The 26,783-nt window shown below is 45.0% G+C and carries 26 protein-coding genes; 8 read left to right on the top strand and 18 right to left on the bottom strand.

The window, feature by feature from the left end:
- Nucleotides 1–29: 29 nt before the first annotated feature.
- The 4 genes from G6047_RS07510 to guaA form a co-directional block, all read right to left on the bottom strand.
- A complete protein-coding gene (locus G6047_RS07510) occupies nucleotides 30–428 on the bottom strand; it encodes an OsmC family protein (protein WP_169526941.1) in 399 nt (132 codons plus the stop codon).
- Nucleotides 428–2,467 (bottom strand): PBP1 and LysM peptidoglycan-binding domain-containing protein, encoded by a 2,040-nt coding sequence (locus tag G6047_RS07505; RefSeq protein WP_169526939.1) that lies wholly within the window; start codon nucleotides 2,465–2,467, stop codon nucleotides 428–430. Before G6047_RS07505 ends, G6047_RS07510 begins: the two co-directional genes overlap by 1 nt.
- A gap of 92 nt (nucleotides 2,468–2,559) precedes the next feature.
- Nucleotides 2,560–3,234 carry a muramidase family protein gene (locus G6047_RS07500; protein WP_169526937.1) on the bottom strand — a complete coding sequence of 225 codons (675 nt, stop codon included), beginning with the start codon at nucleotides 3,232–3,234 and terminating at the stop codon, nucleotides 2,560–2,562.
- Nucleotides 3,235–3,252: 18 nt separating this feature from the next.
- The gene (gene guaA / locus G6047_RS07495; protein ID WP_169526936.1) at nucleotides 3,253–4,782 is read right to left on the bottom strand and encodes a glutamine-hydrolyzing GMP synthase; all 1,530 of its coding nucleotides are present in this window, start codon (nucleotides 4,780–4,782) and stop codon (nucleotides 3,253–3,255) included.
- A 164-nt stretch (nucleotides 4,783–4,946) separates the two neighbouring features.
- Between guaA and G6047_RS07490 the strand changes: the two genes are divergently transcribed.
- The 5 genes from G6047_RS07490 to G6047_RS07470 all read left to right on the top strand — a co-directional run bounded on the left by G6047_RS07490 (nucleotide 4,947) and on the right by G6047_RS07470 (nucleotide 7,992).
- Nucleotides 4,947–5,534 carry an alpha-ketoglutarate-dependent dioxygenase AlkB family protein gene (locus G6047_RS07490; RefSeq protein ID WP_169526934.1) on the top strand — a complete coding sequence of 196 codons (588 nt, stop codon included), beginning with the start codon at nucleotides 4,947–4,949 and terminating at the stop codon, nucleotides 5,532–5,534.
- Between the two features lie 81 nt (nucleotides 5,535–5,615).
- On the top strand, nucleotides 5,616–6,791 hold the full coding sequence (locus G6047_RS07485; RefSeq protein WP_169526932.1) for an AIR synthase related protein: 1,176 nt from the start codon (nucleotides 5,616–5,618) through the stop codon (nucleotides 6,789–6,791).
- A 74-nt stretch (nucleotides 6,792–6,865) separates the two neighbouring features.
- A complete protein-coding gene (locus tag G6047_RS07480) occupies nucleotides 6,866–7,018 on the top strand; it encodes a hypothetical protein (RefSeq protein WP_169526930.1) in 153 nt (50 codons plus the stop codon).
- A 233-nt stretch (nucleotides 7,019–7,251) separates the two neighbouring features.
- Nucleotides 7,252–7,686 carry a hypothetical protein gene (locus G6047_RS07475; protein WP_169526928.1) on the top strand — a complete coding sequence of 145 codons (435 nt, stop codon included), beginning with the start codon at nucleotides 7,252–7,254 and terminating at the stop codon, nucleotides 7,684–7,686.
- 57 nt (nucleotides 7,687–7,743) lie between these two features.
- Complete coding sequence (locus G6047_RS07470) at nucleotides 7,744–7,992, top strand: FUSC family protein (protein ID WP_169526926.1); 249 nt, start codon at nucleotides 7,744–7,746, stop codon at nucleotides 7,990–7,992.
- A 76-nt stretch (nucleotides 7,993–8,068) separates the two neighbouring features.
- On the opposite strand, the gene G6047_RS07465 is transcribed toward G6047_RS07470, so the two are convergent.
- The 9 genes from G6047_RS07465 to G6047_RS07425 all read right to left on the bottom strand — a co-directional run bounded on the left by G6047_RS07465 (nucleotide 8,069) and on the right by G6047_RS07425 (nucleotide 15,450).
- On the bottom strand, nucleotides 8,069–9,217 hold the full coding sequence (locus G6047_RS07465; protein WP_169526924.1) for a peptidylprolyl isomerase: 1,149 nt from the start codon (nucleotides 9,215–9,217) through the stop codon (nucleotides 8,069–8,071).
- A gap of 53 nt (nucleotides 9,218–9,270) precedes the next feature.
- A complete protein-coding gene (locus G6047_RS07460) occupies nucleotides 9,271–10,332 on the bottom strand; it encodes a peptidylprolyl isomerase (RefSeq protein WP_169526922.1) in 1,062 nt (353 codons plus the stop codon).
- A gap of 2 nt (nucleotides 10,333–10,334) precedes the next feature.
- Nucleotides 10,335–10,904, bottom strand: a complete 570-nt coding sequence (gene gldI / locus G6047_RS07455; RefSeq protein ID WP_169526921.1) for a gliding motility-associated peptidyl-prolyl isomerase GldI — start codon at nucleotides 10,902–10,904, stop codon at nucleotides 10,335–10,337.
- Nucleotide 10,905: 1 nt separating this feature from the next.
- Nucleotides 10,906–11,910, bottom strand: a complete 1,005-nt coding sequence (locus G6047_RS07450; protein WP_169526919.1) for a DHH family phosphoesterase — start codon at nucleotides 11,908–11,910, stop codon at nucleotides 10,906–10,908.
- Nucleotides 11,911–12,160: 250 nt separating this feature from the next.
- Nucleotides 12,161–12,553 carry an ExbD/TolR family protein gene (locus G6047_RS07445; RefSeq protein ID WP_169526917.1) on the bottom strand — a complete coding sequence of 131 codons (393 nt, stop codon included), beginning with the start codon at nucleotides 12,551–12,553 and terminating at the stop codon, nucleotides 12,161–12,163.
- Complete coding sequence (locus tag G6047_RS07440; RefSeq protein ID WP_169526915.1) at nucleotides 12,543–13,262, bottom strand: MotA/TolQ/ExbB proton channel family protein; 720 nt, start codon at nucleotides 13,260–13,262, stop codon at nucleotides 12,543–12,545. Before G6047_RS07440 ends, G6047_RS07445 begins: the two co-directional genes overlap by 11 nt.
- 207 nt (nucleotides 13,263–13,469) lie before the next feature.
- On the bottom strand, nucleotides 13,470–14,327 hold the full coding sequence (locus G6047_RS07435) for a TraB/GumN family protein (RefSeq protein ID WP_235946512.1): 858 nt from the start codon (nucleotides 14,325–14,327) through the stop codon (nucleotides 13,470–13,472).
- Nucleotides 14,324–14,953, bottom strand: a complete 630-nt coding sequence (locus G6047_RS07430; protein ID WP_169526913.1) for a hypothetical protein — start codon at nucleotides 14,951–14,953, stop codon at nucleotides 14,324–14,326. The genes G6047_RS07435 and G6047_RS07430 overlap by 4 nt, the downstream gene beginning before the upstream one ends.
- A 2-nt stretch (nucleotides 14,954–14,955) precedes the next feature.
- On the bottom strand, nucleotides 14,956–15,450 hold the full coding sequence (locus tag G6047_RS07425; RefSeq protein WP_169526912.1) for an RNA polymerase sigma factor: 495 nt from the start codon (nucleotides 15,448–15,450) through the stop codon (nucleotides 14,956–14,958).
- Nucleotides 15,451–15,769: 319 nt separating this feature from the next.
- On the opposite strand from G6047_RS07425, the gene G6047_RS07420 reads away from it, so the two are divergent.
- Nucleotides 15,770–17,728: a PAS domain-containing sensor histidine kinase gene (locus G6047_RS07420; RefSeq protein ID WP_169526911.1), complete on the top strand. Its 1,959-nt coding sequence runs from the start codon at nucleotides 15,770–15,772 to the stop codon at nucleotides 17,726–17,728.
- 51 nt (nucleotides 17,729–17,779) lie between these two features.
- Here the strand turns inward: G6047_RS07420 and G6047_RS07415 are convergent, their stop codons facing one another.
- A complete protein-coding gene (locus G6047_RS07415) occupies nucleotides 17,780–20,404 on the bottom strand; it encodes a T9SS type A sorting domain-containing protein (RefSeq protein ID WP_169526909.1) in 2,625 nt (874 codons plus the stop codon).
- A gap of 297 nt (nucleotides 20,405–20,701) precedes the next feature.
- Between G6047_RS07415 and G6047_RS07410 the strand changes: the two genes are divergently transcribed.
- Complete coding sequence (locus G6047_RS07410) at nucleotides 20,702–22,006, top strand: NAD(P)/FAD-dependent oxidoreductase (protein WP_169526907.1); 1,305 nt, start codon at nucleotides 20,702–20,704, stop codon at nucleotides 22,004–22,006.
- A gap of 5 nt (nucleotides 22,007–22,011) precedes the next feature.
- Here G6047_RS07410 and G6047_RS07405 read toward each other — a convergent pair whose 3' ends face one another.
- From G6047_RS07405 to G6047_RS07395, 3 genes are all read right to left on the bottom strand, one after another.
- A complete protein-coding gene (locus tag G6047_RS07405; protein WP_169526905.1) occupies nucleotides 22,012–22,488 on the bottom strand; it encodes a hypothetical protein in 477 nt (158 codons plus the stop codon).
- Between the two features lie 13 nt (nucleotides 22,489–22,501).
- Nucleotides 22,502–23,875, bottom strand: a complete 1,374-nt coding sequence (locus G6047_RS07400) for a hypothetical protein (protein ID WP_169526903.1) — start codon at nucleotides 23,873–23,875, stop codon at nucleotides 22,502–22,504.
- A 119-nt stretch (nucleotides 23,876–23,994) separates the two neighbouring features.
- A complete protein-coding gene (locus G6047_RS07395; protein WP_169526901.1) occupies nucleotides 23,995–24,693 on the bottom strand; it encodes a DUF6266 family protein in 699 nt (232 codons plus the stop codon).
- A gap of 308 nt (nucleotides 24,694–25,001) precedes the next feature.
- Between G6047_RS07395 and G6047_RS07390 the strand changes: the two genes are divergently transcribed.
- Complete coding sequence (locus G6047_RS07390; protein ID WP_169526899.1) at nucleotides 25,002–25,754, top strand: hypothetical protein; 753 nt, start codon at nucleotides 25,002–25,004, stop codon at nucleotides 25,752–25,754.
- Between the two features lie 595 nt (nucleotides 25,755–26,349).
- Here G6047_RS07390 and G6047_RS07385 read toward each other — a convergent pair.
- Nucleotides 26,350–26,688: a hypothetical protein gene (locus tag G6047_RS07385; protein ID WP_169526897.1), complete on the bottom strand. Its 339-nt coding sequence runs from the start codon at nucleotides 26,686–26,688 to the stop codon at nucleotides 26,350–26,352.
- Nucleotides 26,689–26,783 lie beyond the last annotated feature (95 nt).

The raw sequence follows: 26,783 nt of genomic DNA, 5'->3' as shown, positions 1-26,783 counted from the left end.
TAAACAATAAAAATATCAATAAATAATAATCAGCCCCAGGTAAACGTAACATCCTTCTCCAAATCCGGATGCAAACTGTAATGCACCGGACACGTATGTGCAACGCGCTCCAGAACCAAACGCGTGCGTTCGTCTGCGGCCGGCATTTGTATGCGGACTTCGATTTTTGAAATACGTCTTGGATCGGCGGCCATGGTTTTGGTCACTTCAGCCGATGCGCCTTCCATATTAAATTCCAGTTGGTTCGCCTTAATAGCCATTGTGGTCAGTATGCAACTTCCGAGTGCATTCGCAACTGTATCTGTCGGAGAAAAAGCCTCGCCTTTACCGTGGTTGTCGATTGGCGCATCGGAAAGAATCTCGCTTCCCGAAGCCTGATGGATGGAAGATGTCCTGAGTTCTCCCAGGTAAGTCACTTTTGAAGTCATTATTCAGCGGGTTTGACCGAAAGGTCGTCGTTGTATTGTAGTATATAAATGCCCTGGTTCACAAAACCGTCACCGTTTTTGACATAGTCGAATTTGCTTTCGGCCTGTTGGGTTTTATCTGCCAACGCAGAATCGGCATACGTTTTTCCCGAAGCCAGCCGCATCATGGCGTCAAACGTCACATCGAATCCACGCGTGGCATACATGCTTGGGAAAACCTTGTTCTTTTCTTTGTACGCATTCCTGAAAATCACAGCAGCGGCTTCATCATTATCGCGTGTCATAGAGGGATAGACGAGTTTGAGCACTGTGAGCCTTTTCATCGAAATTTCCTCGAAATCAAGCGTATCGTTCGGTTCGATGATAACGAGTTGTATCGGGAAATTCGCGACTTCTGTCAATACAGCATTGGTCGCAGAAAGTATCATTCCCGTGCGTTCCGTATCCAGTATAATGTAATTGGTGACACCTTTTTTGAGCATGGCTTTGACCTTATCGGCATTCACCGAACCCGAAGCGTCGACTTCCACAAACCGGAAAGCCGGATAATTGGCCGTAATGAATTCACGGTTGCTCGCGCGTTTCGGATCGTTAACCACAATAACGTTCGCATTCTTTGAATTCAGGAAATCAAGCATTACCTTTTTGGTTACTTGCTCCGACGGCATCGCCTGGAACAAATTCGGCAGCATCTTTCCCGATTCTTTTGACAATGGCGAAATCACGGCCGTAGTCGGAAGCGCTTCCGCAAGTTTCTCGGCGTGTTGCTGGTAGAACGGCCCTATTACCGCATCGGCATTCTTCAAATCGTCGGTCTTTGCCAGGTTCAAAACACTCGAGCCGGATTTGCTTTCCTCCGAATCCAGAATCCGCACATCAAGGTTCATCCCAAGCGCCTTAGCCGAATCGATAGCCATCAGGGCACCGGCGTAAAAATCAAGCGTCAGGTTCAGGAAACTGTCTTTCTTTAAACGCGAAGCCGTATTGTTAGTGGTATCTGCCGTAATCCGAGACGCATTGAACGGCAACAGAAGTACCAATTTTTTACGCGTCATATTTTTATAACTCGAAACCGGTGCCGCAAATTCACGTTCCTGGGTTATGTTGATCGAGCCTTTACCGGGAACTTTAAGGATCATTCCAGTCCGTACACCGTCTTTGAGGTTTGGATTCAAAGCAATCAGTTCATCTTGGGTAATTCCGAACATCTGTGAAAGGCTGAACAAGGTTTCCTGAGGTTTTACCTCGTAATTGGCATACCCCTGTTTTTTGATGCTTTTGGAGACTTCGTTGGTTTCAGATACGGGAGTTTCGGCAATAGTTGTAGTGACCGCTTTCGGTTTTTCAGCTACTGTTTCATTCCTGGTTTCAGGTTTGGTTTCTGATACCACATGCAACGTATAGCCTGCAGGCAGGCCTGGCTTGATTGCCGGGTTTTGTTTTTCCAGTTCGGCTACGGAAATGCCGTATCGTTTTGCGATGGAAAACTTGGTCTCCCCGGGCTGGACAATATGTGTCTGGGAATTCGATGATTTTGCAGCAACCGGTTTTTCTGCCTTGACAACAGGTGCCGCTGGCGTAGCAGTAGTCGCTTTAGCCGAAGCAAGTCCTGGAATCTTAAGTGTCTGGCCGGTTTTGAGTCCGTCGTTTACAATAGGGTTTGCTTTTTTGAGGGCATCGACGGAAACACTGTATTTTCGGGCGATACTGAATAAAGTCTCGCCTTGTTTTACTAGATGTGTTCCAGGTTCTTGTGCTGACCCGGATTCCGACACTGCAGTCGCGGCAGGTTTCTCGGTTTGTACCGATGGCGTTTCGGCAATTTGGGAAGAGGATGGAATCAAAAGCACCTGATTTTCTTTCAGGCCATTGTAAGCATCCGGATTGAGCCTGTAGATGGCCGCTGGCGTAACGTGATATTTCTGGGCGACCTGATTGACCGTTTCCGATTTCTGGACCTTGTGCTTGACGTATTGGTCGTTTTGGGCCGATACTACAAAAAAACAAAGGGTCGTCACAAACGATACTAAACACTTCATACGTCAACAGGATTTCTTAACCCAAAGATAAACGATATTATACAGGTAATCCGTCCAAACTTTTTGAATAATCCAAAAAATGTTAACAGGTTTTAGTCAGCCCTGACTTTTATGGTTTCACCCGCGCGAAGTCCCCGTTTGGCAACTTTTGGATTCAGGCCTTTGATAGCATCGGCACTGGTTCCGAACTTTAGTGCAAGCCCGGATAACGTATCGCCAGATTCCACTTTATAGTCGCTTGGAGAATCTGAAATACCCATAGACGCACCTTCATTCGAAGGAATCAATCCTTCTGAAGATGGTATTACAAGTGTTTCGTCTGCGTGGAGCTTTCTGTCTGCTGCCTGCGGATTGGCCGCTTTAAGAGCATCGACTGTGATGCCGTAATTTCGGGCTACGGAAGCCAAAGTCTCACCCGGGCTTACCGTATGATGTACTTCATTCGTACCTGAATCCGCAACCGGACTTTCTGTATTTGTAACGTTTTTACTGCCAGATTTATGCGAATTCGGAACCGGAATCTGAAGTACCATGCCTTCTGAAACCCCGTCTACGGCAGCTTTATTAAGTTTATAAATGGCAAGCGGCGTGACCAGATATTTCTTGGAAATAAGCTTTACTGTTTCCCCCATCTTAACGGTATGGCTTACCACAGTGACATCTTTTTCTATGTCTTTATCCACATCTGCAGGACTCGTGCTCCTGATTTGGGAAGAAAGTAATTGAGCGCTAATTAAAAAAATCAATGTTACCAGTACCTTCTTCATAGACTATGGTGTTTAGGGTTACTCCCATTCTATCGTGGCCGGCGGTTTGGAACTGATGTCATACACCACGCGGTTCACTCCTTTTACTTTATTGATGATCTCATTCGAAATCTTCATTAAGAAATCATATGGCAAATGAACCCAGTCGGCGGTCATTCCATCTGTCGATTCAACGGCTCGCAACGCCACTACTTTTTCGTATGTACGTTCATCGCCCATTACACCAACAGAGTTTACCGGAAGCAGGATTGCTCCCGCTTGCCAAACCTTATCGTATAAGCCCCATGATTTCAAACCGTCGATGAAGATTGCATCGACATCCTGCAATATACGAACTTTTTCTTTTGTTATATCACCTAAAATCCTGATTGACAATCCCGGCCCCGGAAATGGATGTCTTCCTAACAGTTCCGGATCGATCCCAAGCGTCGCTCCAACACGACGTACCTCATCTTTAAAAAGCATGCGAAGCGGCTCTACAACCTGAAGCTTCATGAAGTCTGGAAGCCCGCCCACGTTGTGGTGCGATTTGATGGTAGCCGATGGCCCCTTGACTGAAACGGATTCGATAACATCCGGATATATAGTGCCTTGCGCCAGAAATTTAACATCGGTAAGCAAGTGTGCTTCGTCATCAAAAACCTCGATAAATACCCGTCCGATGGTTTTTCTTTTGGTTTCCGGATCGTCTATTCCGGCGAGTTGAGAGAGGAATCTGTCCGATGCATCGACACCTTTTACATTCAATCCCATGTCTTTATATTGGTGCAGGACGCTCTCGAATTCGTTCTTGCGCAACAGGCCATTATTAACGAAAATACAATATAGGTTCTTGCCAATCGCCTTGTTTAGTAACACCGCAGCAACGGTAGAATCGACTCCGCCGGACAATCCGAGCACTACTTTATCGTCCCCGATCTTCTGCTGAAGCTCTGAAACGATCTCTTCCACAAATGCATTCGGAGTAAAATTTTGGGGAACTTCTGCAATGTTGACCAGGAAATTCTCAAGCATCTGTTTTCCATCTGTCGAATGATAAACCTCCGGATGGAACTGGATCGCGTAAGTCGTTTCACCTTCGATTTTATAGGCCGCATTTTCTACATCATGCGTGCTGGCGAGCCTGATACCGCCTGTAGGAAGCTTTTTGATCGTATCTGAATGCGACATCCAAACCTGTGAATTGGCCGGAACGTTTGCAAAGAAAGGTTCGCCATCTTTTATGAAAGACAAATTGGCCCTGCCGTATTCGCGCGTACTCGAAGCACCTACTTCCCCACCGTCGAAATGTGCCAGGTATTGCGCTCCGTAACAAACGGCAAGCAAAGGCATTTTTCCGCGAATCTGTGATAAATCAGGGTGAGGCGCATCGTCGGCACGTGTGGAAAACGGACTGCCCGAAAGGATCACGGCTTTGAAAGACGAAAGGTCCTGTGGAAAATTGTTGTAAGGGAAGATTTCGCAAAAGATGTTCAACTCGCGAACGCGGCGCGCAATAAGTTGTGTGTATTGCGAACCGAAATCAAGGATAAGGACGTTGTGTTGCATGCGCAAAATTAGTCTTAATTTTCGTTTGGCAAAAATGAGTTTGGGAGAATTGACAATAAAATCATAAAAAATTGATTTACAGAATCTTATAACATTTATCAAAATCTCACAAAGTCACTCAAATCATTTTCATTTAAAGAAATCCAATCAAAAATTTGTCGATAATGTCCCATTTCCAAAATCTGTTGCCGCAAGACGGAGCCGCGTTTTACATTCCGAATGCCATTCCGGAACCAGAGGCCGATACTTTTTTGAAAACCCTCACTAACGAAATCCCATGGCAAAACGACAGCGTCACCATTTTTGGCAAGACACACATTACGCGGCGCGAAACAGCTTGGTTCGGTGATTCTGACTTTGCATACACCTATTCCGGATCGACCAAAGTGGCATTGCCATGGACAGACGATTTATTGAAACTGAAACAGATTGCCGAAGAACGTTCAGGCGAGTCGTTCAATTCCTGCCTGCTCAATTTTTATCACGACGGAAACGACGGCATGGGCTGGCATTCCGATAATGAAAAGACGCTTTCGGCAGATTCGTCGATTGTTTCGTTGAGCCTTGGAGCCGGACGCAATTTTTCATTCCGGCATAAAACCAGCAAAGAGACTGTTTCATTGCATCTTCAAAACGGCAGTCTGTTGCTCATGAAACCGCCGACCCAGCAGTTCTGGCATCATTCGTTACCCAAAACAAAAAAAGTAGTTGAGCCACGAATCAACCTTACGTTCCGGAAGTTCATTTTTTGAAGCCTTGATTTGAGATTTCAGCTATTTTCCGGCTTCCGTTTTGAATCTGAAAAAACTATCTTTGCCGCTCAACTACACAACATGAGTGATTCGTCCAAAAGATATGCGCAACGCGGTGTCTCTGCTGAAAAACAGGAAGTCCACGCGGCCATCAAAAACATCGACAAAGGCCTTTTCCCAAAAGCATTCTGCAAAATCGTCCCAGATTATTTGACTGGCGATGAAAACTTCTGTCTGGTCATGCACGCAGACGGAGCCGGAACCAAGTCATCCCTGGCTTATGCCTATTGGAAAGAAACCGGAGATATTTCGGTCTGGAAAGGCATTGCCCAGGATGCGCTTATTATGAACATAGACGATTTGCTGTGTGTCGGGGCTACCGATAACATTATGCTGTCTTCTACCATCGGACGCAACAAAAACCTGATTCCGGGTGAAGTGCTTTCGGCCATCATCAATGGAACCGAAGAACTCATTGCCGAACTCAAAGAATTCGGGGTTACGATTCATTCCACAGGAGGCGAAACTGCCGATGTGGGTGATTTGGTTCGGACGATCATAGTCGATTCTACCGTAACGGCACGAATGAAACGCAGCAATGTAATCGACAATGCCAGAATCAGACCGGGTGATGTAATCGTCGGGCTTTCTTCCTACGGTCAGGCGCATTATGAAAAAGGATATAACGGTGGCATGGGAAGCAACGGACTGACTTCGGCACGTCACGATGTATTTTCAAAAGAATTGGCCGAAAAATATCCGGAAACTTTTGACGCGGCCGTTCCTTCAGATTTGGTCTATTCGGGACAGATCAAACTGACCGATTCCGTAGAAGGATCAACAATCGATGCCGGAAAACTGGTGCTTTCGCCAACCCGGACATATGCACCTATCATCAAAAAAATACTTTCCAAATTCTACCCGGAAGATATCCACGGCATGGTGCATTGCAGCGGCGGCGGACAAACCAAAGTACTTCATTTTGTAGAAAATGTCCATGTCATAAAAGACAATTTGTTCGATGTACCGCCTTTGTTCAAACTGATCCAGGAACAGTCCAAAACAGATTGGCGCGAAATGTACCAAGTGTTCAACTGCGGACATAGAATGGAGATTTATGTTCCGGAAGCCGTGGCTCAAGACATCATTTCGATTTCTGAATCGTTTGGTGTGGAAGCCAAAATCGTTGGCCGTATCGAAGCGTACGAAGGCAAAAAGCTGACTATAAAAAGCGCTTTCGGGGAATTCAATTATTGATTTCTTTCTGCTATTCCCAGACTATTGGTTTGTATATTTTTTATTTTTAAAACCAGATAACTAAATCGTAAATTATGGAACAGATTGGAGCAATGGAGTGGATCATAATTTTTGCCGTCAGCGCAGGTCCGGTCCTAGCCGGGCTATTTATGGCTGGATACATTCTCGGAAAAAGAAAAGGCTTTAAAGAAGCAGCTGGATTTCCGAACCCAAATAAAGGGCTATAAATCATAATCAGACAAAAAAACAGCCCGGGCCAATTCAATGACCTCGGGCTGTCCTGCATTACAGATAAACTATTTTTGGAAAATACGTATGGCTTTATCCTGAATCATGGTATTTGTATTTTTTTATACGATATATGCCCGAACTTGGTTTGTGGCATAGGGCCAAAAGATAGCTACATAACATCAACTTTTTATTTTTTAATTTCCCTCATAAATTTTCAACCCAACTATTAATGGAATTACTGGTCAAAAAAGGAATAGGCGATTTGCGTTTTGGAATGATACGAACCACGGTAGAATCATTGTTAGGCAATCCCGACAGAAAATACACGGACGAAGACAAAAACCAAATATGGCTGTATAACCGCCAAAAACTGGCGCTTACTTTTTACGAGGACGAAGCTTTCCGATTGGGATATGTAGTGAGCAGTTCTATTGCAACTACAGTATCAGGCATTCCCGTTATAGGAAAATCCGCAGCTGACCTTATACATGAATTACCCCAGAAACAATTCCGGGCCTGGGAATCCGAATGGGAAGAAGGTATACAGAATCACTTTAACGAAGACAACTGGCTGATGCTCGTGGAAGAGTTCGGGGTAATCGTAAAAGTGGAATTGGGAGCCGTGATCGAAAGGGATGAATTTGTCTGGGCGGCGAAGCTGTGATAAATAAATTGTCCGAATATTTAATTTGAAAAAAGAACCCCATCATACATATCCCGAATGAATAAAAAAGATCTCGTCAGATTGACAGACGAAGAAGTATTGCAAGAACTGAAAAAAAGCAAATCCACCGCTATTTTTGATGCCGTGCTAATTGGTCTTTTGATTGGCATTGGCCTATACAGCACTATCAAAAATGGTTTTGGCCTATTGACTTTCCTTCCGTTGATTTATGTACCCATTGCAGGCAGGAATAAAGTCAAAAGCAACGAATTGAAAAGATTGGCTACTGAGAGAAATTTGGAATAAGTCAGTCTCGGCCGACGATTTTGAAAATAAAAAAACTCCCGTTTTAAGCGGGAGTTTTTTATTATTTTGAATGCTATCAAGGCTTCTTCTCAAGCATCTCGATCTCAAAAATGATATTCGCATTCGGCGGAATGACTCCTCCGGCACCGCGTTCCCCATATGCCTGGCTGGCCGGAAGGAAAGCGATGATTTTATCATTGAAACCCATGTGTGACAATGCTTCGGTAAAACCTGCAATCATCTTGCCTTGTGAACCAATCGTGAACGGAATCGGGTCGTAACCATGTCCGTCCAAACGACGCTGGTCAAACTTTCCGTATTCTTTGGAAACATCTATGATATTACTATCGAATAGCGTTCCATTCTCAAGATATCCGGCGTAGTACAAGTTTACTACGGTTCCATCGGCTGGTTTTGCGCCTCCGCCTTTGATGACCGTAAATACAACACCCGAAGGCGTAGCGGTTCCGGCAGCTTTCTGTTTGTCGAGATATGGCTTTTTGACGGCGGCAGCGGCAGCAAGTTTTTCATCTGCTACTTTTTTGGCAGCTGCGTCAGCTTCCATTTTTGCTTTTTCCTCTACCGATTTGTTTGCGAAATAATCGCCGAATACTTTTGCGGCATCGAATTTCTTGGCATCGGCACCTTTGCGGATGATAGTCACTTTAAGGATTTGATCATCCTGCGCAATCGCATTCACGACATCCTGTCCGGTGATGACATACCCAAAAATAGTATGCTTTCCATTAAGCCAGGGTGTGTCTTTATGAGTGATGAAAAACTGGCTTCCGTTTGTTCCCGGACCCGCATTGGCCATGGCGAGGATTCCAGCCTTGTCAAACTTGGCATCGGTGATTTCATCTTTGAATTTATAACCCGGATCGCCTTGTCCGGACCCTAATGGATCGCCTCCCTGGATCATGAAGTCCTTGATGACACGATGGAATTTAAGCCCGTCATAGAACTTCTTTCCTTTATATTGTGCCGATACCTGCGGATTTGTCCCTTCGGCCAAAGACACAAAGTTAGCTACCGTCACAGGTGTTGCTTTGTACTCGAGCTGAAGCAGGATTTTTCCTTTTGAGGTTTCCATTTCGGCAAAAATACCTTCAGATGCAGCGGCCGACGTTGTCGCAGCAGGTTTTTTGGCAGCAGTTGTTTTCTTGGCTTGCCCGTTCATGGTTGCCACTCCGAGCATCAGCAAAAAAAGAGCTTTTAGTTTCATTTGTTGATTTTTGTTTATGTATTTATACGTTGATTTGACTTTGCGTTTATTGATTATTTGGTTTTCGGGCCAGGTACTTTTACGAGTTCCACTTCGAAGATAAGATTCGAATTCGGAGGAATGACACCGCCTCGCCCTTCAGGCCCATAACCCAGACCTGACGGAATGAAGAGCACCGCCTTATCTCCATAACCCATCAGGCTAAGGCCTTCTGTAAAACCCGGTATCATTTGTTGTCCGTAAGGGAAAGACACCGGCGAATAACCGCCTTGTGCCGCAACTTCCGGATTGTACATATCGAATTCTTTGACGGCATCGGCAATATTACTGTCGAACAAACTTCCATTTTCAAGGTATCCGACATAGTTCATGGCGACCGCTTCTTTAGGCTTCGGCTTTTCCCCCGAACCTTTGGAGACAATCAGATATTCAAGCCCTGACGGCAATTTGGTTGCCTTAGCCCGCAATGCCGCATAACTATCCATTTTGTTTTTGCGTTTGGCGATATCGGCCGAAAAATAATCGTCGAAAGTCTTGACCGCATCGAATTTCTTGGCATCGGCACCCACGCGGATTATCTTAACCGACTGTATGGGATCATCCTGTGCAATCTGGTCCACGACTTCCTGTCCTTTTACGACATGGCCAAAAGCGGTGTGCTTTCCGTCGAGCCAAGGCGTAGGCACATGAGTAATGAAAAACTGGCTGCTGTTTGTTCCGGGCCCTGAGTTCGCCATGGAAATGATACCTGGCTTGTCGTGTTTAAGATCGGTAAACTCATCCTTGAATTTGTAGCCTGTATCTCCTGAACCGGTTCCTTCGGGATCGCCTCCCTGTATCATGAAATTGGCCAAAACCCTATGCCATTTGAGGTTGTCGTAAAAAGGCTTGTCACGATATTTCTCAAGGACGTATTTGTTTTTCCCCTCGGCAAGCGTCACAAAATTGGCTACGGTGACAGGCGTTTTCTTATATTCAAGCTGTACCGTAATCGGGCCTTTTGGCGTTTCTATCACGGCGTACAGGCCATCGGTGAGATCGCTTGTCTCTTCTGTTTTCTTACATCCCGTCAGCATCACCCCAATGGCGAGAAGTATCATTACTTTTAGTTTCATCCTTATTCTGTAGTTGTTTTGGTTTGTTCCGGTTTGAAATCGTTGAGCGTCAATACGCAAATCAATGGTTCGTTGTGGCCGATGCGTCTGTGGTCGCCGCGATATCCGTATCCCATATGCGACGGAAACAGAAACTTGACTGTTTCATTCTTACGCATGAGTTTGATTCCATGGCGCAATCCCATCATGGTTTCCTGCTCCTTGTCTACATGGTATTCCTGCGGACGGAGTTCAAGCTGTGTATAGATCACATTGCCGTCAAGGTCGGACAATTCATAATCGAAATACGCGACATCTCCTTTTTTAGGCGTCAAGGTATCCTTCGTATTACGTGTTATGTACGTATACCAATACCCTTTGTTCGAGGCCAGGTATTTTTGGTTCGGATCGCTTTTGATGATGGAATCGATTTTGTCCTCTTCACCCGCAACAAGTTTTTTATTGCGTTCTATCGATTCTTTCATAAAAGTCCCTTCCGAACGTGAAACCGGCCTGCGCGGTTGTGGATTTCCGCAGTTCATAACCAATAAACCGAGCGAAAGGACACAGACGATATGTAGTTTGATTTTCATTTTACAAAGATAATTGTGATACGAGACCGACAAACTTATGCACGGTTTCACTCATGGTTTCGTGAGACTTTCCTCCGGCCGCATTGACGTGTCCGCCTCCGTTGAAATGATTGCGCGCAAAAACATTCACATCAAAATCGCCTTTGGAACGGAACGATGCCTTTATCAATCCTTCGTCGCGGTTCTCGATGAAAATGGCCGCAAATTGGACACCTTTGATACTGAGGCCGTAATTGACTATGCCTTCCGTATCGCCTTTCATGTAGTGATACTGATCAAGTTCGGACTGCGTGAGTGTGATATAAGCTGCTTTTCCTCCGGGTAAAAGCACCAGGTTCACCAATGCCTTTCCAAGAAGCTGACGGCTTTCGAATGAATTGCTGTCGTAAATATCGGAATGTACCTGACCATTCTGCACGCCGAGGTCAATCAGGTGGGCTACTATCCTATGTGTATTGCTTGTGACCGATGGAAAGCGGAACGATCCGGAATCCGTTACGATACCGCAATAAATACAGGTAGCGATAGTCGTATCGAGCACATCGTGTCGGTTAAGTCCGCTAATAAAATGATACACCATTTCACACGTAGAGCCAAAATTCGTGTCGGAATACGTATACTTTGCATAATCATTCGGCCATTGATGATGATCGATCATAATAAAAAGTGCTTTCAGACGGGCCAGCGTATGTTCCATTTCACCGGTACGGTGCAGTGCATTGAAATCAAGCGTAAATACGATATCGGCTTTTTCCAGTTCTGCCGCTACCGATTCCTTGTTCTTTTCAAAAATCAGGACAGATGAACTTCCGGGCAGCCACGCCAGGAAATCAGGAAACTCGTTCGGGGCCACGACAAAAGCATCGTGCCCCAGTTTGTTCAGGAAATGATACATGGCAAGCGTGGAACCCATGGCGTCACCATCTGGCGAGCGGTGTGGGATAATGGCAATTTTTTTAGGAACGGCTAGCAGCGCGTTGATTTCCTGGTATTCCAATTCGGTCATAGGCTGCGAATTTACACTATTTTGGATTATCTGACAGCCCTTTAATATATCATTGTGAAAGCGAAAATCCGGCGACTGAAAGCCCCGCCAATGTCAGCTCAGGCTGCTGCTGTTTTGCAGATAATCCATCAACAAGAGCCTGATAGCGAACTACCGTTTGCCTTGACTAAAAAGTGCCTGATTTCACTGATAAACCAAGACAAAACCATACATCCCACAGCACGTCACGAAGCTATAGTGCGCCTCAGTATTATTTTGCCGTCGCAATTACGAAGTTCAATCGGAGCTTGACACCAATCTGCATCAAATCTACCAAATCCTGCACCTGAAGATCGGCCGGGATCCTAATGACTACGGTTTTATCTGCCGATGCCGCCGTACGGGCCGCGAGTTCGGTTTCGATATTCGCGAAATCCACCGGATCCTGGTTGAGGAAGTACTCTCGTTCCGGCGTAACCGACAAGCTCAAATGGTCTTTTTTGGTCGTTTCGTTCGAATCGGCTTTAGGAAGCGTCAACTTGATCACGTTAGGGTTTGCAAGCGTCGATATGATCAGGAAGAACAAAAACAAAAAGAACATGATGTCGCTCATCGAAGCCGAAAACAACTCCGGATGGAAACGCCTTTTTCTTTTAATTGCCATCTGGAGACTGGATTATGTTAATGAGTTCAAGTGTCTGGGCTTCGGCTTTGACCGTATACGAATCGATCATCATGTTGTACAGATGATAGCCGGAATACGCGATTACCCCTACTACAAGTCCGGCTCCCGATGAAATCATCTTTTCATACAAACCGCCGGAAATAGTCTGGATATTCAAATTACCCGTAGTGGAAATCGAATGGAAGATCTTGATAACCCCGGCAATCGTCCCAATGAACCCAAGGATTGGAGCAACTCCTGAAATAAGCCCTAAATACCCGAGCCCTTTTTCCATTTTGGCAATCTCGATATTCGCCGTTTTTTCCATGACGGATTCTATCTCCGAAATCGGGCGTCCGATAGTCTGGATCCCGGCTTTTAAGATGGCTGCACTCGAGTTGCCTTCACGGGCACATACCAAAGCCGCATTTTCGATACGTCCGGCACGCAATTGACTCCTGACTTCATTGAGCAGGTTTGCATCTTGTTTGCTTAGCTTGCGGATCGTCATGGCGCGTTCGATTATCACGTAGATGCAAAAGAACAGCAATAAGATCAAAGGATAGATCATCGCTCCGCCTTTGAGGACGAATTCCAGGTAGGAAACTTTCTCGGTTACGGCAGCGGTTGTCGTAGCGGCGGCAGTGTTGGCGGCGGCGATAGTGTCCTGGACAGTTTCAGCTTGAAGCAATAAAGTCAGTAACGGCATATAATCTTGTTGGGTTATTTACATTATTTCGGAAAGAACAAAAATCAGCTTTTTTTAACGGGCCATTTTGGGTAGCCTTCGTTTTTTATAAACAGATTGCTGTTGATGATAACGACTGTATGTATTATTTATTTCTACTTTTTATTTTTTATTACTACACGTCAACGCGCAATCCGAATAAATAATAAAAATAGAAATAACCAATAATTATCGGACGGCTTCTACCGAAAACCCCGCTTTCCTTAACAACCTGATCACTCCATTGTCCCCAGCCAAATGAGCCGCTCCTACCGCAAACAGCGTAGGTTTCTCTTTAGCCGCCGCTCCAATTTTCGGGATCCATTTTACATTGCGTTTGTCGAGCAGGTCGTTATCGTATTTCGAGGTCAGTGCGCTATCGGAATTTTTGGTCAGTTTGAGCAACAGTTCAATATCCCCCGTAAGATATACGGCAAGCAGGTTCCGGATCTCTTCTTTTCCGTCTGCCGAATCCTCGCCTTTGGCCGCTTTGACCAATTCATCCATCTGTTCCTGAAGCGGCATTACATCAAGTGCCGCAATCTGGTCTTCCACTTCTTCCAACCCGAAAACAGGTTCGTTCTGCGCCTGGCTTGCCTTCATGAGTTCCTGTTCAATGGATTTCATCGGACAATCGAGCAGTTGCGGCATGGCGAGCATCGATACGAAAACAGGCTTTATGGTATTCATCATCTCCACTCCCATCCCGGCTTTTTCCCTGAGGAAAGCATCGACGATTTTTATGTCTTCGGGCGAGGCGAGATCGGTCATCTTTTTTCCGTCGGGCATCATCATATGCTGCATCATTCCGGCTTGCATGCCTGAATCGTCTAGGTCGAGTTCCAGATACAATTGATTGGTATCGTCGAGGGCTTTTTTGAGTTGGCCGTCTATGTTCGCCTCACAGCTCATGTGTATTGTCCCGAACAAATACGAAGGCTTGGTCAGTCCGTTGCCCGAAATCTTCCACAGCAATGATTTTTCCAATGGCTGCGATTGTACTACGGACGCGACAAAAAGTGACAATAACCACAGTTTCTTCATCATAAATCCATCTTTTCAAGTTCTTTGTAATTGGCCATCAGGCGACGCAGCATGAGTCCGTATATGAGTTTATAAAACAGCCACGCAACGCCCACGATGACAAGGGAACAAACCGCGATACAAACGATGATCACGACGAATACCGATGCATCCTGCTGCATCTTCTCATTGAGGACAACCGCATCCGGATTGATGACAAACGCGCGTTCGAATCCTATAATGACCAATGCCAAAACCATAGCGAGGTTACACCATACATAATAATTGACCGTTTTGCGTGTGCGGATAATATCGGTCATAAGCTGTCTTACCGATGCCGTGGTTGAAATCCTGCGGAAATTCCGGTAGAACAGATAAATGAAGAAAACCGTGACTACATAAGGCAGGATTTCCATGAGGCCAATGCAAAACGCCAGGCCTTCGTGTCCTTTTCCCATCACATAATCTTCGCTGCTCCCGATAAAATTCAAAGCCGTCCAGAACAGGATTTCCAGAATGCTCACAATCAGGATCCACTTCACGATGGACGACGATTTTTTATGCAGCATGCCGTAGATTTCCTGTTCGGAAACCTGCGTGAACCCATCGTCCCGGTTCCATGCTTTTTTTAATTTATCCAGTTCATCCATAACTACGGATTCAGTATTTTTTTAAGTTTTCCTTTGATGCGGTTCATCTTGACGCGGGCATTGACTTCTGATATTCCGAGTGTCAGCGAAATCTCAGCGTAATCTTTATCTTCGAGGTACATATATACGAGCGCCTTTTCAATATCGTTCAACTGATATACGGCCTGATACATGAGTTTGATTTGTTCCTCTTCTTCATAATTGTAATCGTCCTGGTTGATGAAGTGCCTTGAGGCTTCATATTCGGTCGTAGCAACGGAGCGTTTGCTTTTGCGGTAAAGCGTGATGGCTGTGTTCAGCGCCACGCGATAAGCCCAGGTAGAGAATTTGGCTTCGCCCCGAAACTTGGGGAATGCCTTCCAGAGTTGTATGGTGATTTCCTGGAACAAATCCTTGTGCGCGTCCTCGTTGTTCGTGTAGAGGCGGCAGATTTTGTGGATGATGTTCTGGTTTTCGCGCAGCTGCTTTACAAACGACTGCTCTAAAAGATCACTCATGCGGCGTTAGTAGCGGGAGATTGATTTGTGTTACAAGGTAGGGAAAAGTTTGGGGTTTGTGAGGTTGTGGGTTCGGAAGTTCGGGAGATCGGGAGATCGGGAAGTCGGAAAAGTCGGAAAAGACGGGGAAGTTCAAAAGATCGGGAGATTGGAAAGTCGGAAAAGTCCGGAAAGTCGGGGCATGGGTGATACTAAGATACGATTCGGTAAATCCGATTTGCAAATTTGTCCGGATTCCTTTTGCGTGGCATTGCCAAACTGGAATCATTTCATTATTTTAGTTTACGCCAAGACTTAATTCGGCGTATAAAATACCACAATGGAGTTACGCGAAAATAAAGATCTTTTCCAAACTGTTTTTGATGCTGCCTCGAACGGCATCGCTTTACTCCAGCCTGTTTATGATGATGCCGGAAAAGTCACCGATTTCTCGATACTGCTACTCAACAAATATACGCTCGACCGTATTGGCGACCCCGACTATAAAGGCAAACGTTACACCGATATATTCGATAAAGTAAATACCGGCGTCCTGAACGAATTGATAACGGTTTTCGAGACGGACAACAGTGCTGCCATAGAAAGGCATTACAGTACTGACGGACAGGAAAACTGGTTTCGGTATACGGCCGTAAAGAATAGTGATTTACTGATTGTCACCATAGAAGACATCTCACAATACAAAAAAGCCGAAATCGCGCTTCATAGCGCTTTGGAAACCACCGAGAAGCAAAAGCGCCTCTATGATTCCATCACGAACAACACCCCGGACCTGGTGTATGTATTCGACCTGGCCTACAACTTTACCTATGCGAATAAGGCCCTGCTTGCCATGTGGGGCAAATCTGCCGAAGATGCCATTGGAAAAGGGCTAAGAGAGAATGGGTACGAAGAATGGCATGCGCTGATGCACGAACGCGAAATAGATGCCATCGTCGCCCATAAGAAATCCATACGCGGTACCGTATCGTTCCCTCATGCCGAATTGGGAAGCCGTGTCTACGACTATATCCTCGTGCCGGTGCTCAATGAAGCTGGCGAAGTCGAAGCGATTGCAGGAACCACACGTGATATCACCGACATCAAACAGGTAGAAGAAAAATTATTGCAAGGTGAAACCAGGCTCAAAACCATGATCGACCAGACGCCAGCGGCAACGCTTGTCCTGATGGGAGACGATTTGGTTATCGAACAGATCAACAAGCCTATGCTCCAATTGATAGGACATGGGGAAGAAGTTGTAGGCATGCCGCTTATCGACGTCCTTCCGGAACTCAAAGGGCAATATATATGGGAGCAAGTCCTTGGGGTTTACCAGAAAGGTATATCGTTCGGCCATTCTGAGGTTCTTGTGCCCCACACCCGTGGAGGCGATGTGGAAGACCATTACTACAACCTCGCCTACCGTCCGCTTACCGAGAACGGAAAGATAATCGGGATGATCCAGGTTGCCGTAGACGTGACTGCCCAGGTGGTGGCGCGCAAAAAACTCGAAGAAAGCGAAAACCGGTACCGCAAATTATCGGAAACCCTTGAGCAACTGGTCAACGACCGTACCAAAGAATTACAACGATCCAACGAAGACCTGCAGCAATTCGCCCACGTCGCTTCCCACGATCTCAAGGAACCCATCCGCAAAATAAAAATGTTCACCAGCCGGTTGGAAGAACAGTTGCAGGACACGCTCGATACGCCGTCAAAAGGATTCATCGAAAAAATCAATGTGGCCACCGACCGTATGTTCACAATGATAGACGGTGTCCTGGCCTACTCCACGACCAATGCGGCCGTACAATCCCCGGAACCTGTTGACCTTAACGAAGTGCTGCGGCATATAGAAACCGACCTCGAAGTATCTTTACAAAAGGCCGGCGGGAAAATCCAGTTCAATGATTTACCTACTGTCGACGGCGCACAGGTATTGCTGTATCAGCTTTTCTACAACCTCATCAACAATTCGGTCAAATTTGCCCGGACTGATGTGCCACCACGAATAGTATTATCATCTGAAACACATAGCATACAAGACAAGGGCTACGCACAAATCATCCTCAAAGACAACGGCATCGGCTTTGAACCGGAACAGGCATCGCGGATTTTCGAAACCTTTACCCGCCTGAACCCCAAAGACAAATACGAAGGGACCGGCCTGGGCTTATCACTTTGCAAAAAAATAGTCGAACGGCACGGTGGCAGCATCGTGGCAAAGGCAAATCCCGGAGAGGGCGCCACTTTCATCGTGACGCTTCCGCTGCAACAACAAGACACGTTTATCTAAACAAAAAGCCGTCTCAATCAGGACGGCTTTTTAATGTTCGAAAACAGGTATTTAATTCTTCACGATTCGTTTGGTCACCGAGTTTTTATCAGACGAAACCGTAAGCAGGTAAACCCCTGAAGCCAACTCGCTTACATTGACCTCAGCATCCGCAACATCGTGGAATGCAGTCGTTTTTATGACACGTCCGTTGACGTCGACAATCTTTACAGCCTGTATCAGGTTGGCATCAACAGTTGTTATTTTCAGCACATCGTTAACCGGGTTCGGATAGACACTGAACAATAACCCAGACGGTTCAGCGAGGCCAAGCGCACAATTCTCATTGAAACTCGCTACCGCATCAAATGCAAAGTTGTCACCCGTCCAGTTTTCGGTGGAGTAATCGGCATCGTCAACCTGAATGCAGGTCAATCCCGGATTATTGGTTGTAACCGCAGCAAACGAAATGGCATTGTGGCCATTCGCCAGGTTCAAAGATGTCAATTGGTTGCCGCTGCAGTTGAGCATAAACCAAAACGTACTGCTTAAATCAAGAGTCGTAAGCTGATTGCTGTTGCAGTCAAGCTGATATAGATTCGGCTGGGTTGAAAAATCGAGCCCGGTAATTTCGTTAAGGCTGCAGTCCAAGACCAATAAAGCAGGACAGGAACTCAAATCCAATTGCGTCAGGTCATTGGACGAACAGTTGAAGAATTTAAGGTTTGCATTAGAGCTTACATCTACCGCAGACAGGTTGTTGCTGTTGCAGTAAAAAGTGGTCAGTACGGTATTGGCACTCACATTCTGGGAACTTATGTTATTGTACCCGCAGTTAAAGGAAAGCAAAGCGGTATTGGAATTCACATTCATCGAACCCAGGTTATTGGAACTGCAATCGAACATCGTCAAAGCTACGTTGGAACTTACGTTAAGCGCATTTAAGTTATTATGGCTGCAGTTTAAATTCGACAAATCCGGGTTGTTATTGACGTCGAGATACGAAATGTTGTTGGTATTGCAATCCAGCTGTGCCAGATGCGTATTGTTGCTGACCAGCAGGTAAGGCAACTGGTTCGACGCACAATTCAACACCGTCAGGTCGGCATTATCCAATACATTCAGCGTCGGCAACAGATTGAAGCTGCAGTCCAGGCTTGTCAGTGCAGTTGCATCGCTGGCTGACAATGAGGCAATGGTGTTATGGCTGCAGTTGACCGTCGTAAGTGCATCGCATCCGTTAAAACCCAACTGCGTAAGATAGTTGTTGTTACAACTCAAATTGGTGAGGTTGCTGCAATTGGTTATGTCGAGGAAGTTTACATGTTTATACGACACATCAAGGGTTGTCAGGGCCGTGCAGCCGGTCAGGTCAAGTGAGGTATTCGTCCATGAAAAGGCGTTAAAGCCCGTCAGTGCTGTGCAGCCATTTGCGTGTACTCTTAAAGGCTCACCCATCATCCCAACAAAGTTATCTACGCTGAACGTAGTCAATGCCGTACATCCACTGACATTGAATTCCGCTATGCTGCTGTTGTCCATACAGCTGACACTGACAAGCGAAGTCATGTTACTGACATCCAGCGAACTGAAATCAGAAGGATTGTTAAGGTTGCACGAAAGAGACGTGAGGTGGGTGAACGCCTTTATGCCTGTCATATCTGCAATCCCGGAATTATCAACGTTGATGCTGCCGGTGTATGCCTCAGCTTCTTCACATTCAATCTCGTCGTTTCCGTTGGTGTTGATGGCTTCGTTATCGAGCAATCTTGCTTTGAAATTGGCATCCGGAATGCTTACGACACATGGCCCCGGAGGCGTACAATCTGTACTGAAAGTCGCCCAGTCGTCGAATTCATAATAGCCGCCCGTCTGGTTCCACAAAAAGTCGGAAACGGCCACGTTATCAACCTTGATACACGTCAGGCTTGGAATTCCCGAAGCGATAATCTGGACGAAACTCTGCGGATTGCCGTTAGCCAGATTCAAAGAAGTGAGCGGGTTTCCGGTAACGAACAGGTATTGCAGCGAATGACAGGAGCTTAAATCCAGGGCGGTCAATCCGCTTTGCGAACACTGGAAAAGCGTCATGTAATAATGATTCCCCATGTTTATGGAAGTCAGTAACGGATCTTGGTAAAACCGCAACTCCTGTACATTAACGCATCCGTTTACATTGAAATTGGTAAGAAGCGGGCTGTTCGAACAGTTGATGTCCCTGAGTGCCGGGCATCCGCTTAAATCTATGGCCGTTATCGTAGGACACGCAATATCTATTTTTTCAAGTGATGGATTGACGAGCGTGAGCGTCGTGAACAGGTTATTGTAATTGGCGGTTAACTTTTTGAGCGAAGTACAGCCAGTGATATTGAGCGAAGTCAATGGATTATCCGGAATATTGAGCCACTCGATTCCCTGGAACGCTTCGATTCCGGTGAGGTCGGAAATATTCAATCCCTGAAGGAAAAAAGCATGGTTGTAAATATCTGACGTGTAGACTGCCGCTTCGCTGTACTGGATTTCACCATCGTGGTTGCTGTCGAGGTAAACATCGGTTCCGCCCACCATAGGATTGGTGTTGTAATGATGGTTGACAAGGAAATTCTTGAAATTGGGATCAGGGATGTTCACGATCTGGGCGTTCAGCGAAAAAACAGCCAGAAAGCACAAGGTTATTGAAAGTAAAATTGTTTTCATAAAATCGGTTTTAAAGGTTATTTGGGGTTGTGTATTATTTTCCAATACTGATTTCGGGTAAAAGTATCAGGTTCTTTTGTTCCCTTCAGTAGCTGATTATTATTCAGCGGGTTTGGGTTATTAATCCATCTGGTACCGATTTATTTCGCAAACGACACCAATTCAGGTTCAGCAGACCGCATCCTCAAAAAACTTCTTTAGCTGACCGACTTTATCAAAGGCGTTGTTTTTTTGTTACCTTTAAACAAAGAGGTTTGCCCATTGGTTATCGCCTCAAAATTTTTCACGCTTCACCAAATGAACATCCCCGAATCATCACTGCCACGAATCGTAATCATAGGCGCCGGTTTTGCCGGAATCGCATTGGCCAAAAAACTGAGGAACAAATGTGCACAGGTCGTGCTCATCGACAAACACAACTACCACAATTTCCAGCCGCTCATGTACCAGGTGGCTACAGGCGGGCTTGAAGCCGGCTCCATAGCCTATCCGGTACGCAAGATCATACACGATTATAAAGACTATTATTTCCGGCTGGCACGCGTGTCCAACATCGACACAAAATCAAAAACCGTAAGTGCCGATATTGGTGAACTGACCTACGACTACCTCGTCATCGCCACAGGGTCCAAGACCAATTTCTTCGGGAATACAGAAATCGCGCGCAACAGCATGCAGATGAAGACCATTTCACAATCGCTGAACATCCGCAGCCTCATTCTCGAGAATTTCGAACAGGCCGTATTGACGAAAGACACACAGGAACGCAATTTCCTCATGAATTTTTCGCTCGTTGGCGGCGGGCCCACAGGCGTGGAACTAGCAGGTGCGCTGGCCGAAATGAAAAAAGCCATCCTGCAGAAAGATTATCCCGACCTCGATATTTCCCAAATGCAGATAAACCTTATCCAGAGTGGCGACCGCATCCTGAATACCATGAGTGAAAAGTCGTCGGTAAATGCTGAAAAGTTCCTGCAGCAATTAGGTGTCAACATCCTCAAGAATGTACGTGTAACAGGCTATGACGGACGCACCATCACGACCAATTCCACGCTTTGCATAGAATCGGCGACGGTGATCTGGACGGCAGGCGTCATGGGAGCCTTGCCCGACGGTTTTGAGGAACACGCCATAGATGTTCGCTCAAAGCGCTTACGCGTCAACGAATTCGGGCAGGTAAACGGCCATACCCATGTATTTGCCATGGGCGACATTGCCCAGATGGAAAGCGCGGAATATCCGTCAGGCCACCCGCAAATGGCCCAGCCTGCCATCCAGATGGGAAATCATTTAGCCGAAAACCTCGAACGCCTCATGGCCGGAACCCAAATGAAACCTTTCGGGTATTTCGACAAAGGATCAATGGCCACGATTGGGCGCAACAAAGCCGTGGTCGATTTGCCCAAACTGCACTTCCACGGCTTCTTTGCCTGGTTCGTCTGGATGTTCGTACACCTGTTTTCGCTTATCGGTTTCCGAAATAAGATCATGGTTTTTTTGAACTGGATGTACAACTACATTTGGTTCGACCGTGAAGGAAGATTGATCGTACGGCCTTTTAAGAAGAAAGTCTTTGTGTCTTTTACGAGTGATGAAGTGTAGGTTTATTAATCTTCATTTACGCTTTCACTTCTGAGCAAATATTCCGAATATTCGGTTTTGTCCAATTTTACACCATCGATTTCTATTTCATTTTCGGTTATTTTTCCATAGCGTTTTTGGGGTTGGATCTTTTCATCTTTCGCCAAAACCTCAACAGGGCAATACTCACATCCTGTTTCTGTCAGTTCAATTTTAACCTGGTTTTCCTGCCTGACAAGAGTTCCCTTGTAATAATAAAATCCCCCATCTGATTCGGAATGCAACGTATCTTTTCCAATCACAGATACCGGAATCTTATCGACGAAAACACTGTCCTTTTTTATTTTGAGCATATACTTGTGGAACCACTTCTGTTTTGGATGACCGGAATCTTTGTCCGGATTCAATGATATGGGTTCATACCCTACATGGATTTTCTCTTTTGAAAGCTGGGAAAAACCAGATATGGATACAACCAGAAAAATAAAACAATAGCTTTTCATATCACTTCCAACCCTAAATTTGAAGTAGTTTTTTCACCTGATCATAATTGGTGATGCTGTCTTTATATGTAGTCATACGGAAGGTACATGTCCCGTTTTTTTGCTGTTTTTCCGCCTTTATGAATTCCGGATAAGGGCAATATACAAACTTGCCTTCTTTGACTGTCCAGATCGTATTCCGTGAATCCGGCACTATCGAAATCCCTCCGTCGTAAAAGGTGAAGACCGTATTGTATTGTTTGTTGACGAGATAGTATAGGGACAGTTTTATCGGGTTGCCGTTTTCATCTGCAAATAGTGCCTGTAACTTTTCGGTTTGTTCACGAAATAACCGGTCGCAGTTCCAGAAGCCGAAATTGTCGATCTCAAAAAAGCATTGCACCCGTCTTTGGACTTCTATTTTTGCCAACGCCTTCTGTCTTACCTTTTCATATTTTGCATATTCCGAATTGAAGGCTTTGATGGCCTCATCATATCTTTTACCTGTATAAACGGGCCGGACGCGATAAGAAACGATCCGTTGCCTGGTCTTGAATGTAATTTGATAAATACCCCTGGTTTCGGTCTTGGCCAATTGCACTTTATCCCATTCCGTTTCCGAATCCTTCGGGTTGTAGTTCTTTTCGCTTTCATCCACTTCGAACTCGGTGTCTTTGTAGATTTTGAATTCCGGAAACATGGCATAAGATTCGGCATCGACAGAAAAAACCGGCCTGTTCCCGGATGCTTGACTTGGCTTTTGAGGCGAAACAGGTAAATCAGGCTGGCCACCATCTATGATAAATTCATCATCGCTATATACCGTATCTACTGCTTTTGCCTGCTTTGCCGAATCAGAAAAAACGGCATCGCCTTTAAGTTTCCATTTCTTTTGGATGGTATCTAAATAATACGTGTTGTAGTCAGGGCTTTTACTTCTCGAATCCAGGCTTAGCTGAGGTTTTCTTTGCGGATTCACCCCCAATGCCGAACCATTTTGTAAAGCCTTTATCTCGAACATAGCCGCCGATTCGAATACATGGGTCGGCGCAAGCGAATCATAGGCCATGGGTATTCCGGCCATAAAAATAGCGGCAGGATCTTTGAATTCCCTGTATAAAACCGTGACATCTCCTTTGACTATTTTTCCATCGGAATCCACAAACGCATCGGGCGGAAATACAATCTTCGAGCCCGACGCAAGTGTTATCTTTTTACCTTTTTGCGCCGATACGATAAACTCTCTGTAGGGCACATCAATGTGTTTTAGTGGTGGATTTATAAAGGCAGTTTCGGTTTTTACGATTTCCGATATTGCGACTTGTTTTTGTTCTTTCGCTTCCGGTTTATTTGCGCATCGGCATAAAACCAGCGACACAACAATCAGTAAATACAGTACTTTTTTCATAGGGCTGAGGTTGGCTGAATGGTTATCTGAAACAGTTGTGCAATACAAACAGCTGTTTCAGAAATAGATAAACGCATTCCGGATGTCATTCATTGCATGATGCAACGTATCGATTTTAATCAGGCATTCGATATGTGTTTTGCCACCGAACCTGAAGTGTTCCATTTACTCAGTTCCGATTCCGGCGTGACACTACCGAGATATTGGCTGACCGAACAATTCCCGGTGCGCCGGTTCGTCAACATGACATATAGGTGACAGGTATCGTTAAACCAGTCTTGTGGCAGGCAATGCACTAGTTCCTCATCCTCACGTTTGCCGCCTCCTTCACGTATGTCGAGCCTATTCCGTGTCTGGTTGAAAACGACCAGTATGGGTTTATCCTGCTGTCTGGTCGGCAAAAATCCGGGTTCTGGCTTCCACTCCAATTTCAAATCAATTTGGGTAACCTGCCGAAGCCTTACCGCTTCAAGTCCGGGCAAACTTCCCATACTTACAACTACTTTTGAATAATCGACCTCCAGTTTTCCGTCAATCCTCACGACGGCATTTTTCATCAGATAAGAGGTGGCTTTGTTGAATTTAGCCTTCTCTCCCGATTCCTTCCCAAAATACCTTCCGACCACCGGACGCAATGGTTTCAATAACCGCGAAATGAGCCTGAACCTTTCGCGTGTTTCCTGTTGGGCTGCAGTAGCCGGAACATTGCTTTTCTTCGGAAAACTGCGGACCACGATCATGCCTCTCCAGTTCACGACATAGACCCTGCCCACGAGCGCCTCGATTGCGTGAAATGGATTTCCGTTGATTTTAGCCATGGCAACTTGTCTGAGATTCGGATTGGCCTTCAAAAGAGGACCAGCTTATTTTGAGAGATGTCATTTTTGGTAAAAAGGTTGGAAAGGGCAGTTTTTATTTTTTGTCTGGCATTGACCTGTATCCAGAAGCCGTTTTGTCCGGGCTTTGCTTTACTCTTGGTTTACTCTTGTTCGGGAAAAAGGCGTTTTTTAGGGAGGCTGGTCGAACGAGAGTAAAGCAAGAGTAGAATGAAACCTAAAGATGATATGGGATTGTATGTACTGAAAATATAAAATTTCCATATCATTGCAATCCTAACCTATTCCATATGAAACAATTCTTTTCGGTCTTTATTGCGTTACTTTTTATCGTATCCTGTTCTTCGGATGAAGCTTCCCCGGTTTTGAGTACCGAGGGAACAAAGTTGTTGTCAATCCATAACACATTAGCTTATGGCGCTTACAATGTAGATTATACGTATGACGGTAATTTTTTGAAAACGAACACAGTCACCAACTACCCCAGCATTACGTATTCCTATAATGGCAACCTGATTGTCAGTGCGAATACATCACAAATTACTCAACTGTTTACCTACGACAGTCAGGAAAGATTGATAAAAACAGAAAATACGGCCCCCGATGGTTATCAGTATGAAGAATATACTTATCCCGATGCCCAAACCATTTTAGTCAAGCAGTATTGGGAAGGGAATCTGGTCCGCAAACAGACCATCCACATGGAAAACAATGAGATTGCCTCCTTCGAAAATGAAATTTTGACGGATACCGAATGGGTGTATTCATCGTATAGCTTTACCTACGACAACAAAAATAATCCAAGGGCGCAATGGCCCGGATTTGACAAAATTTTTATGTCTTATGGACTACGCAGCAGTGTTTGGGGCCGTTACCACAACCCGACTTCCGCAGTTGAAACCACGCCTGGCGAATCAACACCTGGCTCAGCCTGGTACAATATAACCTACAATTCCCAGGACTTTCCTATACACGTAGAATATGTAGATGAAGATGGGATTCCATTTGGAACGGTACAGGATTATTTCTATCAAGGGAATTAAACAGGAGCTATAAACCGCTGACCTTCCTGAGTTTGTTTAAGATGACCGGAAAAAAGATCTGCCAGATTAAAATTGCCAAAGAGACCGGCATAAATGACCAGATACTGAAATCATAAAATCTTTTCGTCCTTAAAAATTCATACAGTACTGTAAAAATGGATAGTGTGATTGCAAATAAGGAGATGTAGATCAATCCTTTTGAAAGTTTAAATTTAAATCCGAGTTTCCAATACAGAAAAACCATCAGCTCACTGCCGGCGATAACAGGAAGACTCATCCTTAAAATATCATTCTTTAAGGAAATTCCTAAAACCAGAAGCAACGGAAAAATTAGCGAACAGATTAGTATCCAGACATATTTTACGATAGTATTTCTACGTAAATCACCCATAGACGATAGCCCAAATACAGTTCCCGGAAATACTGCCAGAATGTAGACAAAGATAGAACTTGTCAAAAATGGTCCACAATAGATTATCAGGTTTATCAGCAAAAAAACACAAACAGGTAAATATAGTTGATGCGGTTTCATCATTCTGTTTCGTTATGTTCAGGAAAATGGTTTAGATAGCTTTAAAAATTGTTTTGAAACGGTTTAGTAAGGCGATGGAATGGCCTGATTACCTTTCCTATGCCATTTACGCAAATAACCTGACGAATAAATTTCTGAGGAATCCGATATTTCATCTGTCAAATATATTTGAGCCATTTCCGGATCTTCTTTTGAATATTTTACCTTATAGAATTTCCCCAAAGGCGAACTAATCTGGGAATCATTGACCACACAACCCATATATTTTATACTGGCGACGAAGTATTTGAAGGAAATGCAATCTTTGTGACCGTCGGCAAAACTATATTCAAGGGTTTTGCCTATCGTAAAATTATAGCCTGAGTTTAATTGATCTGGCTTTTTAAGGCAATTTACCATCATAAACGCAATTAATGTGAGGCACAAAATGACAAGTATCTTTTGCTTTGATTTATAGTACATAATCTATTGTAAAGACATTTTTGTGGTTTGGCAGC

The organism is Flavobacterium silvaticum (assembly GCF_012911565.1).
In the GTDB taxonomy this organism is placed as follows: domain Bacteria; phylum Bacteroidota; class Bacteroidia; order Flavobacteriales; family Flavobacteriaceae; genus Flavobacterium; species Flavobacterium silvaticum.
Note: the sequence above shows the minus strand (reverse complement) of the source record. Positions and strands in the feature narration are given on the sequence as shown.